This window comes from Solwaraspora sp. WMMA2101 (genome assembly GCF_049179175.1).
Lineage (GTDB): Bacteria > Actinomycetota > Actinomycetes > Mycobacteriales > Micromonosporaceae > Micromonospora_E.
In genome coordinates, this window is the sequence record NZ_JBMHMA010000006.1 from 1,521,510 (window position 1) to 1,534,346 (window position 12,837).

At 73.3% G+C, this 12,837-nt stretch carries 11 protein-coding genes; 2 read left to right on the forward strand and 9 right to left on the reverse strand.

The annotated features are described in order from the left end of the window. Positions 1-24: 24 nt before the first annotated feature. The 8 genes from ACN28F_RS07475 to ACN28F_RS07510 form a co-directional block, all read right to left on the reverse strand. Complete coding sequence (locus tag ACN28F_RS07475) at positions 25-2,286, reverse strand: putative bifunctional diguanylate cyclase/phosphodiesterase (RefSeq protein WP_421357311.1); 2,262 nt, start codon at positions 2,284-2,286, stop codon at positions 25-27. Between the two features lie 239 nt (positions 2,287-2,525). Further along, a complete protein-coding gene (gene ligA / locus ACN28F_RS07480; RefSeq protein ID WP_421357312.1) occupies positions 2,526-4,709 on the reverse strand; it encodes an NAD-dependent DNA ligase LigA in 2,184 nt (727 codons plus the stop codon). A gap of 72 nt (positions 4,710-4,781) precedes the next feature. After that, on the reverse strand, positions 4,782-4,940 hold the full coding sequence (locus ACN28F_RS07485) for a hypothetical protein (protein WP_421357313.1): 159 nt from the start codon (positions 4,938-4,940) through the stop codon (positions 4,782-4,784). An 81-nt stretch (positions 4,941-5,021) separates the two neighbouring features. Next, complete coding sequence (locus ACN28F_RS07490) at positions 5,022-6,068, reverse strand: methionine synthase (RefSeq protein WP_421357314.1); 1,047 nt, start codon at positions 6,066-6,068, stop codon at positions 5,022-5,024. Between the two features lie 152 nt (positions 6,069-6,220). After that, positions 6,221-7,294, reverse strand: a complete 1,074-nt coding sequence (gene mnmA / locus ACN28F_RS07495; RefSeq protein WP_421357315.1) for a tRNA 2-thiouridine(34) synthase MnmA — start codon at positions 7,292-7,294, stop codon at positions 6,221-6,223. Positions 7,295-7,354: 60 nt separating this feature from the next. Beyond that, positions 7,355-8,542: a cysteine desulfurase family protein gene (locus ACN28F_RS07500; RefSeq protein WP_289207329.1), complete on the reverse strand. Its 1,188-nt coding sequence runs from the start codon at positions 8,540-8,542 to the stop codon at positions 7,355-7,357. Positions 8,543-8,624: 82 nt separating this feature from the next. Next, positions 8,625-9,278: a class F sortase gene (locus ACN28F_RS07505; RefSeq protein WP_289207330.1), complete on the reverse strand. Its 654-nt coding sequence runs from the start codon at positions 9,276-9,278 to the stop codon at positions 8,625-8,627. Then, positions 9,275-10,123 (reverse strand): DUF4397 domain-containing protein, encoded by an 849-nt coding sequence (locus ACN28F_RS07510; RefSeq protein WP_289207331.1) that lies wholly within the window; start codon positions 10,121-10,123, stop codon positions 9,275-9,277. Before ACN28F_RS07510 ends, ACN28F_RS07505 begins: the two co-directional genes overlap by 4 nt. Before the next feature lie 284 nt (positions 10,124-10,407). Here ACN28F_RS07510 and ACN28F_RS07515 point away from each other — a divergent pair, with 284 nt between their 5' ends. Next, positions 10,408-11,055 carry an RNA polymerase sigma factor gene (locus ACN28F_RS07515; protein ID WP_289211062.1) on the forward strand — a complete coding sequence of 216 codons (648 nt, stop codon included), beginning with the start codon at positions 10,408-10,410 and terminating at the stop codon, positions 11,053-11,055. After that, positions 11,009-11,797 carry an anti-sigma factor gene (locus ACN28F_RS07520; RefSeq protein WP_421357316.1) on the forward strand — a complete coding sequence of 263 codons (789 nt, stop codon included), beginning with the start codon at positions 11,009-11,011 and terminating at the stop codon, positions 11,795-11,797. Before ACN28F_RS07515 ends, ACN28F_RS07520 begins: the two co-directional genes overlap by 47 nt. Before the next feature lie 67 nt (positions 11,798-11,864). Here ACN28F_RS07520 and ACN28F_RS07525 read toward each other — a convergent pair whose 3' ends face one another. Continuing rightward, positions 11,865-12,827, reverse strand: a complete 963-nt coding sequence (locus tag ACN28F_RS07525) for an electron transfer flavoprotein subunit alpha/FixB family protein (RefSeq protein ID WP_421357317.1) — start codon at positions 12,825-12,827, stop codon at positions 11,865-11,867. Positions 12,828-12,837: the final 10 nt, after the last annotated feature.

Genomic DNA, 12,837 nt, shown 5'->3' on the forward strand with positions numbered 1-12,837 from the left:
CCGCCGGCGCCGGACCCGACGAGTCTATTTCTCGGCCGCGCCGGGCGGCTCATCGGGCGGGCCCGGCGGGTCGTCCGACGTCGCACCCAGCGGCTTCGCGGGCGGGCCCGGCGGGTCGTCCGAGGGCTCGTCGCCCGGGGCGGCGGGGTCGTCGCCCGGGGCGGCGGGGTCGTCGCCCGGGGCGGCGGGGTCGTCGCGCGGGCCGGGGGCCAGCGGTCGGTAGCGGGCCAGCCAGCTGACCAGTTCGTCGGCCGGCATCGGTCGGGCGTAGAACCAGCCCTGGGCGACGTGGCAGCCGAGGGCGTGCAACCGCCGCCAGGACGCCTCGTCCTCCACCCCTTCGGCGACCACCCGCAACCCCAGCGCGCGGGCCAGCTCGATCACCGACCGGACGATCGCCGCGTCGTCGGTGTCGGTCGACATCCCGAGTACGAACGACCGGTCCACCTTGACCTCGGACAGCGGCAGCCGGCGCAGGTGCTGCATCGACGAGTAGCCGGTCCCGAAGTCGTCCAGCGCGATCGCCACCCCGATGGCGTCCAACCGGGAGATGGTGGCCAGCACCCGGCGCGGGTCGGCCATCAACGCCCCTTCGGTGATCTCCAGCTGCAGCTGGTCGGGCGGGAGGTTGTAGCGGGTCAGCCGGTCGGCGATCTGGTCGGCGATCTCCCCGGTGTGCAGGTCGCGGACGCTGACGTTGACGGCGGCGCGCAGCGAGATCCCGGTCGCCGCCCACTTGGCGATCTGCTCGACGACGTCGTCGACGACCCGGCGGGTGAGCAGGCGCATCACCGCGCTCTGCTCGGCCACCTTGATCAGCTCCTCGGGGTCGACCATGCCCCGGCGGGGGTGCCGCCACCGCAGCAGCGCCTCGACCCCGACCACCTCGCCGGTGGCGACCTCCACCTGCGGCTGGTAGTACATGGTGATCTCGCCGACGTCGTCGACCTCCCGGCCAGGGTCGACGGCGTGCGCGCCGTTGACGTCGAGCACCCGGCGCAGGTCGGCCAGCAGGCCGAGCCGTTCCGGGGAGTTGTGGTCGGACTCGGCAGCGTAGACGGCGGTGCCGTCGCCGGTGTCCTTCGCGTCGTACATGGCCACGTCGGCGTGCTGCAGCAGGGTGGCGAAGTCCTCGCCGTGCTCCGGGTAGAGGGCGATGCCGACCGAGCCGCCCACGTCCAGCGGCAACCCGTCGAGAGCGACCGGCTCCGCCAGGGCGGTCACCACCTGGTCGGCGATGTCACGGGCCTGGTCGGCACCAGTCAGCCGGGTGGCGAGGATCGCGAACTCGTCACCGCCGAGGCGTACCACCAGGTCCTGCGGCCGGACCACCATCGCCAGCCGCAGCCCCACCTCGACGAGCAACCGGTCCCCGACCAGGTGGCCCAGCGCGTCGTTGACGTGCTTGAAGCGGTCCAGGTCGAGCAGCAGCAGCGCCATCTGCGCGTCGGCCGCGCCGCGTCGACGCGCCTCGGCGTGCACCGGCACCTGGTCGGCGATCTCGACGATCAGCGCCTTGCGGTTGGCCAGCCCGGTCAGCGGATCCAGCCGGGCCGAGCGCTCCTGCTCGCTGGCGAGCGCGGCCATCCGGTACACGGCGTACAGCGGCACCAGGACCAGCGGGATCAACGCCGGATCGGCCTGTGCGGCCACCACCAGGACCGGCCCGAGCAGCAGCAACGACCCGGTGGAGAGCAGCTCGAACCCGACGCCGCGCTGCGCCGCCCGCCACCACCGGCCGCCGAAGCGCAGCCGGATCGCCAGAGTCACGGTGCTGTAGTTGACCGCCGACCAGGCGGCGGCCGCGCCGACCGCCACCGCAACGTCGATCCACCGCAGGTCGGTGACGCCGGCGAAGGCACCCGGCCCGGCCAGCCCGGCGACCAGCGCGGCGGCGGCGAGCGCCAACGCGTACTGCGAACTGTTGAACAGCGCCCGCCACGGCACGTGCCGGGCCCGCCAGGCGAACACCGTCACCGCGACCGCCTGCACCGCGACGGCCGGGCCGAGCCCCCAGGCGAGCAGGATCGCGAACGTGAAGCAGACCGACGGGAAGACCTCGGAGCGCCGCCGCCGGCCCGGCGGGGTGAACGGCCGGGCGTCGCCGACCACCGCGAGCGCGGCCATCAGCCAGAATGCGACCGGCAGCTGCGGGACCTGCGCCGGGAGCGTGATCAGCGGTACGGCGCAGACCGCGACCGCGGCCGCGGTGACACCGCCGACGTAGCCGAAGAACAGGGGCGCACGCTCCGGAGGTACGGAGTTCCGCAGTGCCGCGGCCTCCATCTGCCCCTCCCGTCGCGCGTGGGTGGCCGTCGCCGGCTCGCCCGGTCGGGCACCGCGCCGACGCCATACACCTTAGGGACGCCCAGCGACCGGGTCAGGGCCGAAGCGCGGTCGTGATTGATTTGAGACGCGGTCAGCGGTCCCCGGTGGGAAATACTGCGGTCCCGACGGCAATGGCGTACACCAATTGTTGCCGGCGCAAGATATTCACCCTGGCCGGTCGGCTCACGGCGCTGCTGTCACTGCGGTGCGGTGGCCCCGGCGGACGCGGCGGGCTCGCCTGCCTTCGCCGACTCGGCGGACTCCGGCGCGGGGCGGACGAGCGCCCCGGCCGCCGCCGGACCGTCGGCGAGCAGGACGCCGAAGCCTTCCTCGTCGAGGACCGGTACGCCGAGCGACACCGCCTTGTCGTACTTCGACCCCGGGTTGTCGCCGACCACCACGAACCCGGTCTTCTTCGACACCGAGCCGCTGATCTTGCCGCCCCGGGACTGGACCGCCTCGGCGGCCTCGTCGCGGGAGTAGCCGGTGAGCGATCCGGTGACGACCACGGTCACCCCGGCCAGTGGACGCGGTGCCGTGTCGTCGGCGGCGTCGTCGGCCATCCGCACCCCGGCGTCGCGCCAGCGGCGCACCACCTCCTGGGCGTGCGGGGCGGCGAACCAGTCGGCGGCGGCCGCGGCGATCACCGGACCGACCCCGTCGACGTCGACCAGCTGCTCCACGGTGGCGGCGGCAATGGCGTCGATCGACCGGAACTCGCGGGCCAGCGCCTGGGCGGCGACCGGGCCGACGTGTCGGATGGAGAATGCCACGATGATCCGCCACAGCGGGCGTTGCTTGGCCTCGTCGAGGTTGGCCAGCAGTTTCTTCGCGTTCTCGGTCAGCTCGCCGCTCTGATTGCGGAAGAACTCCACCGCCGACAACCGGTCGGCATCCAACTCGAAAAGGCCGCCGATGCTGGTGACCGCACCGGAATCGACAAGCGCGATCGCCGACCGTTCGCCGAGCGCTTCGATGTCGAGCACACCACGGCCGGCGATGTACTCCAGCTTGCGGGTCAACTGCGCCGGGCAGTCCAGGTTCGGGCACCGGATATCGGCGTCGCCCTCCTTCTCGTACCGCAGCTCGGTGCCGCACTCCGGGCAGTCGGTCGGCATCACGAACTCCCGCTCGGTGCCGGTCCGCAGGTCGACCACGGGGCTGACCACCTCGGGGATCACGTCACCGGCCTTGCGGATCACCACCATGTCGCCGATCAGCACCCCCTTGCGGGCCACCTCGCCGGCGTTGTGCAGGGTGGCGAAACCGACCGTCGACCCGGCGACCTTGACCGGGTCGAGCACCGCGTACGGGGTGACCCGGCCGGTCCGCCCGACGTTGACCTTGATGTCGAGCAGCCGGGTGTTGACCTCCTCCGGCGGGTACTTGTAGGCGATCGCCCAGCGGGGGGCCCGGCTGGTCGAGCCGAGCCGACGCTGGATGGCCACCTCGTCGACCTTGACGACCACCCCGTCGATCTCGTGCTCGACCTCGTGCCGGTGCGCGGCGAAGTAGGCGACGACCTCGCGCACCCCGGCCAGGTCGTCGACCACCTGCCACCGTTGGCTGATCGGCAGCCCCCAGGCGGCCAGCCGCTGGTACGCCTCGGACTGGCGTACCGCTTCGAAGCCCCGCCGGGCACCGATGCCGTGCACCACCATGCGCAGCCCGCGCCCGGCGGTGATCCGGGGGTCCTTCTGCCGCAGCGAACCGGCGGCGGCGTTGCGCGGGTTGGCGAACGGCGCCTTCTCCTGGGCGACCAGGCTGGCGTTGAGCTCGGCGAACGCGGCCACCGGGAAATAGATCTCGCCGCGCACCTCGAGCAGCTCGGGGGCCTCACCGGCCAGTCGCTCCGGGATCTGCCGGATGGTCCGCACGTTCGGGGTGATGTCCTCGCCGACCCGGCCGTCGCCGCGGGTCGCCGCCCGCACCAGCACGCCGCGCTCGTAGGTGAGGTTGACCGCCAGACCGTCGACCTTCAGCTCGCACAGGTAGCCGACCGGGCCGCCGGCGTCGCGCTCGACCCGCTCCGCCCAGGCCGACAGCTCGTCGTCGTCGAAGGCGTTGTCCAGGCTCATCATCCGCTCGGCGTGGGTCACCGGCGCGAACTGGTCGGCGTAGGCGTAGCCGACCCGCTGGCTGGGCGAATCCGGGGTACGCAGCGACGGGTACCGCTCCTCCAGCTGGTTCAGCTCGCGGATCAGCTGGTCGTACTGCCCGTCGGAGATCTCCGGGGAGTCGAGCACGTGGTAGCGGAACTGGTGCCGGTCGATCTCCTCGGCCAGGGTGGCGTGCCGCTCCCGCGCCACCGCGTCTGGCTCCTGGCCCGCCTGCGCCTGCTGGGCGGCGCTGACCTGCTGCGGGACGGTTTCCTCGGACACCGGCTGACCTCCGTGATCGGATCTACCTGCGCACCGTATCGCCCGGCACCGACAACTCCGGCCACCGCCTCGTCAGCCGCCCTGCACCAGGCTGAACACGGCCACGCCGGCGCACCACAGGAAGCAGAGCACGAACACCACGGCGACGATCGCGACGATCAACCCGCGGTACATCGTCCACCAGCCGCGGCGCTCCGGCGGGCCGTCGACGCCGTCATCGTGATAGCTCATCGCCACCAACCGTAACCGCTGCCACGGCAGCGCGCGACGATCCGGCGGCCCTCCCCTCGTCGCCGCTACATCTCGTCGCCGCTACGTCTCGGCGAGACGTCGGCCGGCGTCGCGGCAGGCGGCGAGCGCGGTCCGCGCGTACGCCGGGGTCGCGCCGGCCAGCCCGCAGGCCGGCGTCACCACGACCTGCGCGGCGGCCTGAGACGCCGGAAAACCGAGCTTCGACCAAAGGGTACGCACGGCGTCGGCCGCCTGCGCCGAGGTCGGCGCGGCACCCGGCTGCCGAGGGGCGCCCGGCACGGCACCGGCGAACAGGCCGAGCCCGGCGTCGATCGCCTCACCGAGCGGATCCAGGTCGGTGACCAGGTCGAGGTCGACGGCGACCGCCACCGCACCGGCGGCCCGCAGCAACGCCAGCGGCACCGCCGGCGCGCAGCAGTGCACCACCACCGGTACGCCGACCGTACCGATCACCTCGGCGAGCAGGTCCCGGACGACACTGGCGGCCACCGCCCGGTAGGTGTGCAGCCCGCTGTCGGTGCGCACCGCTCCGGCCAGTACGGCGGGCAACGACGGTTCGTCGAGCTGCAGCAGCACCTGTGCACCCGGCACCCGGCGGGTCACGTCGGCGACGTGCGCCCGCAGCCCTTCGGCGAGGGAGGCGGCCAGGTCACGGACCGCACCGTGGTCGCGGACCAGCCGGCCCCCGAGCCCGACGTCGAGGTTGGCCGCCAGTGTCCACACTCCGGCGGCCTGCAGTTTGACCGGCCCGACGTACCCGTCGGCCTGCTCGGTCAGCTGGTCGAGGTCGCGTTCCCGCAGGTCGAGTGCGTGTCGCAGGTCGCGCCCCGGCCGGCCGGCGACCCGCCAGCGGCCGGCGTACAGCTCGATCGGCAGGTCGACCAGGAAGGCCGCGCCGCGCCCGATCAGCTCCGCGCCCGGGCCCCTGGCCGGCAGCTCGGCCAGGTGCGGCAGCTGCGGCAGTTCACCCAGCACGATCCGCTGGGCTTCGGCGACGTCGGTGCCGGGCAGTGAGCCGATGCCGGTGGCGGCACCCGCCGGCCATGGCCAGGGCTCGCTGCGGCGGGCCGGATCGTCCGTCCGGGAAGACTCACTCGGGTCGGTCACGGCCACGGACTCTACCCAGTCGCACCCGCCCACCACCCCATGATCGCGACGATCTTGCACTTATCGATGGACAAGTCGGACAAAAGCTCTCGACAACTGCAAGATCGTCGGGGAGGTGGTCCGGGAAAGGGAGGGGTGGAACGGGCGGGGGGTCAGCCGGTGATGGTGGCCGAGCCGAGCACCACGTCGCCGGCCGGGTCCGGCCGGTAGACGACCATCGCCTGCCCGGCGGCCACGGCTCGCAGCGGCCGGCGCAGCTCGGCCCGGATCCCGTCGGCACCCACCTCGACCACCGCCGGCACCACCGAGCCGTGCGCCCGGACCTGCAGCATCGCCTCGACCGGGCCGTCGGGGCGGGGCCCCCCGATCCACACCGGACGCTCACCGACCACCGTGCTCACGTCGAGGGCCTCGGCCGGGCCGACGGTCACCGTGTTGCTGACCGGCGTGATCGACAGCACGTAGCGGGGCCGCCCGTCCGGTGCCGGTGCTCCCAGGCCGAGGCCACGGCGCTGCCCGACGGTGAAGCCGTACGCCCCGTCGTGGCTGCCCACCACCGCCCCGGTGGCCGCGTCGACCACGTCACCAGGGGCGCTGCCGAGGCGCTCGGTGAGGAACCCACGGGTGTCACCGTCGGCAATGAAGCAGATGTCGTGCGAGTCCGGCTTGTCAGCCACCGCCAGGCCACGCTCGGCGGCCTCAATACGCACCTGCGCCTTGGTCGAGTCGCCGAGCGGGAACATCGCCCGGTCCAGCTGCGCCCGGTCCAGCACCGCGAGCACGTACGACTGGTCCTTGGCCTCGTCGACGCTGCGGCGCAGCAGACCGTCGGGGCCCAGCCGGGCGTGGTGGCCGGTCACCACCGCGTCGAAGCCCAGCGCCACCGCCCGGTCCAGCACCGCCGCGAACTTGATCTTCTCGTTGCAGCGCAGGCACGGATTCGGGGTACGCCCGGCGGCGTACTCGGCGACGAAGTCGTCCACCACGTCGGCGTGGAACTGGTCGGCCATGTCCCACACGTAGAACGGAATGCCGATCACGTCGGCGGCCCGGCGGGCGTCCCGGGCGTCCTCGACCGTGCAGCAGCCCCGGGCCCCGGTGCGGTACGTCTGCGGGTTGCGGGCCAACGCCAGGTGCACCCCGGTCACGTCGTGCCCGGCCTGCGCCGCACGCGCGGCGGCCACCGCCGAATCGACCCCGCCGGACATCGCCGCCAGCACCCGCACCGTACCCACTCCTGCCCGCTGTCGCTTCGCTGTCGAGCCTAGCCGGTGAACGAGTCGAGCCTAACCGGTGACCGGCCGGCTGTTCCGGACCGCGCCGGCCCGCCGGGCCCGGTCCACCGCGCCCGGCAACGCCGCCAGCAGCGCGTCCACCTCGGCGGAGGTCGAGTCGTGGCCCAGGCTGAACCGCAGCGACGACCGGGCCCGGTCGTCGTCGGCCGCCATCGCCAGCAGGACGTGCGACGGCTGGGCCACGCCGGCCGAGCAGGCCGAGCCGGTCGAACACGCGATGCCCTGCGCGTCGAGCAGCAGCAGCAACGCGTCGCCCTCGCAGCCGGGGAAGGAGAAGTGGGCGTTGCCCGGTAGCCGGTCGACCGGGTCACCGTTGTAGACCGCGTCCGGCACGACCGCGCGTACCCGGTCGACCAGGTCGTCGCGGAGCGCGCCGACCCGCGCCGCGTGCTCGGCCTGCCGCTTCACCGCTATCTCGACCGCGACGGAGAACGCCGCGATCCCGGCCGTGTCGAGGGTGCCGGAACGCACGTCGCGCTCCTGGCCGCCGCCGTGCAGCAGCGCGGTGCAGGCGACGTCGCGGCCGAGCAGCAACGCCCCGACGCCGGCCGGGCCGCCGACCTTGTGCCCGCTGACGGTGAGCGCGGTCGCGCCGCTGGCGGCGAAGTCGACCGGCAACTGTCCGACCGCCTGGACGGCGTCGGTGTGCAGCGGTACGCCGGACCGGGCGGCCAGTGCCGCGAACGTCGCCACCGGCTGGACCGTGCCCACCTCGTTGTTCGCCCACATGACGCTGACCAGCGCCGTGCTGTCGGCGGCCGTGTCGAGGGCGGCCCGCAGGGTGTCGACGGCGACCCGCCCGTCGGCGTCCACCGCGAGCCAGGTCACCTCCGCCTGCTCGTGGGTGGCGAGCCACTGCACGGCGTCGAGGACCGCGTGGTGCTCGACGGCGCTGGCCAGGATCCGGCGGCGCTTCGGCGCGGCCGCGACCCGGGCCCAGAAGATGCCCTTGACCGCGAGGTTGTCACTCTCGGTGCCGCCGGCTGTGAAGATCACTTCCGATGGTCGCGCGCCGAGCGCGGCGGCGACCCGCTCCCGCGCCTCCTCGACCGTCCGCCGGGCCGCCCGGCCGGCGGCGTGCAGCGAGGACGCGTTACCGACCCGACGGGCGGTGGCGACGTAGGTCTCCACCGCCTCGTCGAGCATCGGCGTGGTCGCGGCGTGGTCGAGGTAGGCCATCGTCGACAAGCCTATCCGTCGGTCCGGGCGCGGCGGCGGCGGCGGCCGTACCGGTGCAGGTCCGCCCCGTGACGCGCGGCGGTCAGACCGGTACGGCGGTGACCACGACGTTGTTGCGGTACCGCCGGGCCGCCTCGTCGAACGGTCCGCCGCAGGTGATCAGGGTCAGCCGTACCTCGCCGTCGCGGGCGAAGTAACGCTCCAGCGGGATCACCGACTTGTCGTACTCCTCGCGGCCCACCACCCGGAACTCGCGCACCTGGTCGCCGGCGACCACCTCGATCCGGTCACCGGCGTCGAGCTCACGCAGCCGGAAGAAGGCACCCGGTCCCTGACCGGCGCCGTCGACGTGCCCGGCGATCACCATCGACCCGGACCGCGCCTCCAGGCCGGGGCCGAACTTGTACCAGCCGACCTCGTCGACACTGGGCGGCACGTCGAACTCGCCGGTGTCGGCGGCGACGCCGACCGGGTCGACCCGGGCGACGACGTCGATCGCCGGGATCGCCAGCCGGGTCGGGGCGAGCGCGGCGACCGGGTCGGGCAACGCGCCGGGGCGTACCGGCACCGTCGCGGTCGACGCCGGTGCCGTGGCCGACGTCGACGGTTCGGCCAGTTGCCGTACCTCGTCGGCACCGACGGTGGAGTCGGTGCCGCAGCCGGCCAACGTGACGCTGAGCAGGGCGGCGGCGCTGGCGGCCACGGCCGCCAGCGCCCCCTTGGTGGAAACCGTCACCGACGCGCTGCCGGCCCGGCCACGGCCCGCCGCCGGACCGCGAACAGCCCGCCGCCGGCCAGGAGCAGGACGCCGACCAGAGCGGCCAGGGTCCAGACGGCGGTGTTGGACCCGGTGTCGGCCAGGCCGCCGGTGCCGCTGGGCACCCCGTCCGGTGCCGAGTGCAGCCCGGAGATGGTCTGGGCGACCACGTTCAGGGTCTCCTCCTCGGCGGAACCGATGGCGTAGACGATGGTGGCGGTGCCTTCGTTGAGGTTCAGGTCGGTCGGCCCGAGCACCACCGTGTCGGTGCCGGTCAGCACGACATCCGCGGCGACGGTGCCGGCCGGCAGGTCGGCCGATTCCTCGTTGGGGTTGGTAAGGTTCCGGAACACCGGCTCCCCACCGGCCCGTACGTCGACCCCGGGGGCCGCCGCCGTGTGCCGGACGATCAGCCGGGCCTGCCCGGCGTCGGTCGCCGAGACGTCGTTGACGAACGGGGTGATCGTCGGCGCGCCGTCGGCACCCAGATGGGCGACGATGCTGATGTTCGCGCCACCCGGTACGGCGGCGTCGTCGGCGGTCAGGATCGCGTCCGCGACCGGCTCACCGGGACGGGTCAACGCCAGGTCGTACGAGCCTTCCGGAAGCTCCAGGGGTCCGGCGACGTCACCGGGCTGGAAGTTCTCCAGGGTCCGCTCGCCGTTTACGTACACGTCGACCGGGGTGCCCGGGATGCCGTGCACCACCGAGACGTCGGACGTCGCGGCGAACGCCGGGGTGGCGGTCACGGCACTGAGCCCGACGAACGCGGCGAGGGCGGCGGCCGCTCCGACAGCGGCCCGGCGAGAGTACGTTGCGCGCATTTCTCCTCCTCGGAAACGATTGGCAGCTCTGCTCCGGCGCCGGGGCCCTCGGCGGTCGGCCTTGCGATGAGGGATTCGACCGGGCCCGGGCAGGCGGATGCAGGGTGGCCGGATCTTTTTTCCGCCGCACCGGGCCGGGCCCCGGACGAACGGTCCGGATCGGCCGGGTGCATCCGTTCGGCGGCCGACGGCCGAACCGTGTGGTGACCTGGATTTCCCAGCAGGGCGGCACGGTCGGAGCGAGAACGGTGGGAGTTACAGTCAGGCATGCCCCACAGATGGCGATGTCCCGGGTGAGCGGGGACACCGACGGCGGTCGCCGTGCCGACCGTCACCCGGCGCCACCCGACGTCGGTGACGACGAACTGCTGGCACAGCGGTTCGCCGCCGGCGACGAGAAGGCGTTGCGGCAGGTCTACGACCGGTACGGCCGCGCGGTGCTGCACCTGGCGACGGCCACCCTGGTCACCCGGGCCGACGCGGAGGACGTGGTGCAGGCCACGTTCGTGGCCGCCTGGCTGGGGCGTGACGGGTTCGACCCGGCCCGGGGGTCGCTGCTCGGCTGGCTGCTCGGCATCGCCCGGCGCAAGGTGGTCGACCGGATCCGGGCACTGACCCGCGAGAACCGGGTCACCGACTCGGTTCGGCAGGCCAGCGCCGCCGCACCGGCCGTCAGCCCGGATCCGGCCCGGGTGGTGGACCGGTTGGTGATCGCCGACGAGTTGGCGCGGTTGCCCGCCGAGCAACGCCGGATGCTCGAGTTGGCGTTCTTCGACGACCTGACCCACCAGCAGATCGCGGCGGTCACCGGGGTTCCGCTCGGCACGGTCAAGAGCCACATCCGCCGTGGCATGGCGGTTCTGCGACGACGTTGGGAGGTGGACGGTGCCGCACCTGGAACACGACCGGCTGGTCTTCCTGGCACTCGGTGAGACCGAGGCGGACGCCGGCGAGTCCGGTCACCTCTCCGGCTGCCCGCGCTGCCGTACGGAACTGGAGACGATCCGCTATGTCGGTCAGGTCGGCGCGGAGACCCAGGATCTGACCGACCTGCCCGAACCGGCCGACCACGTCTGGCAGCGCATCGTTGCGGAGCTCGACGAGCCGGCTGCCGGCCACGACCCGGTGCCGTCAGGGGTGGACGAGCCGACCGCCGCACCGGCACCGGCACCGACGAGCGCCGTACCGGCCCCGGCACCGGTCGTGCCGCTGCGGCCCGGTCGCCGGTCGCGGCGCTGGCCGCGTCAGTGGGTGCCGGTCGTCACGGCGATCGCCGCCGCGATCGCCGGGGTCGTCGGTACGGTGACCGTGGTCCGGCTGGTCTCCCCGCCACCGGCGGGGTCCGAGGTGGTGGCCAGCGCCGCGCTCGCCGCGTTCGGCGACGCACCGGCCGACGCCGCCGGTGAGGCCCGGGTGTTCGACGACGGCCGGCTGCACCTGCACGTCGCCGGTCTGCCCCGGCCGGCCGGCTACTACCAGGTCTGGCTGATCGACCCGGACACGATGCAGATGTTCCCGGTCGGCACGCTGGCCGACGCCGCCGACGTGCTGATGCCGCTGCCGACAAACGTCGATCTCGACGCCTACCGGCTGGTCGACGTGTCGGCGGAGGAGTACGACAACGATCCGTCGCACTCCGGGCAGAGCTTGCTGCGCGGCACGTTGTCCGGCTGAGCACCCGGGTACGCCGGCGGGCCGGGACCTTGTCAGGTCCCGGCCCGGTGGGTGGACACCGTTGGTGTCACTTGCGCTTGCGGATCTCCTCGGCGGCCTGCGGGACCACCTTGTTGAGGTCGCCCACCACGCCGAAGTCGGCGAGTTCGAAGATCGGTGCCTCGGCGTCCTTGTTGACCGCGACGATGGTCTTCGACGTCTGCATGCCGGCCCGGTGCTGGATCGCCCCGGAGATGCCGAGCGCGACGTAGAGCTGCGGGGATACCGTCTTGCCGGTCTGCCCCACCTGGAACTGGTGCGGGTAGTAGCCGGAGTCGACGGCCGCCCGGGAGGCGCCCACCGCGCCGCCGAGCAGGTCGGCCAACTCCTCGACCAACTTGAAGTTGTCACCGCTGCCGATGCCGCGGCCGCCGGAGACCACCACCGACGCCTCGGTGAGCTCCGGACGGGAGCCGGACTGCTCGGCGACCCGCTCGACGACCGTGGCGAGCTTGTCGGTCTCGGTTACCTGCACCGTGAGCTGCTCGACCTGCGGGGTGGCCGGGGCCGGTTCGGGGGCCACCGAGTTGGGCCGCAGCGTCACCAGCGGCAGCCCCCGGGTCACCCGGGAGGTCACGATGGTGGAGCCGGCGAACGCGACCTGGGTCGCGGTGCCGTCGGCTGCCAGGTCGACCACGTCGGTCAGCAGGCCGTTGTCCAGCCGTACGGCGAGCCGCCCGGCGATCTCCTTGCCCTCCTGGGAGGAGGCGAGCAGGACGGCGGCCGGCTGGACCCGACCGATCAGCTCGGCCAGGACGGTCACCTTCGGGGCGACCAGGTAGCCGTCGATCTCCTCGCTCTCGGCGGCGTACACCGTGGTGGCGCCGTACTCGCCGAGTTTGTCGGTCATCGCGGCGGCCGCGCCGGGCCCGCCGAGCACCACCGCCGATACCTCGCCGCCGAGCCGGCGGGCGAGGGTCAGCAGTTCGAGGGTGACCTTCTTGACGCCGAATTCACCGGTGGCCTCGACGACGACGAGAATCTCTGCCATTTCATCCACC

Coding starts and splice junctions, on each gene's coding strand:
- ACN28F_RS07475 (WP_421357311.1), bottom strand. CDS start 2,286: ATGGAGGCCGCGGCACTGCGGAACTCCGTACCTCCGGAGCGTGCGCCC.
- ACN28F_RS07525 (WP_421357317.1), bottom strand. CDS start 12,827: ATGGCAGAGATTCTCGTCGTCGTCGAGGCCACCGGTGAATTCGGCGTC.
- ACN28F_RS07510 (WP_289207331.1), bottom strand. CDS start 10,123: ATGCGCGCAACGTACTCTCGCCGGGCCGCTGTCGGAGCGGCCGCCGCC.
- ACN28F_RS07485 (WP_421357313.1), bottom strand. CDS start 4,940: ATGAGCTATCACGATGACGGCGTCGACGGCCCGCCGGAGCGCCGCGGC.
- ACN28F_RS07500 (WP_289207329.1), bottom strand. CDS start 8,542: ATGGCCTACCTCGACCACGCCGCGACCACGCCGATGCTCGACGAGGCG.
- ACN28F_RS07515 (WP_289211062.1), top strand. CDS start 10,408: ATGTCCCGGGTGAGCGGGGACACCGACGGCGGTCGCCGTGCCGACCGT.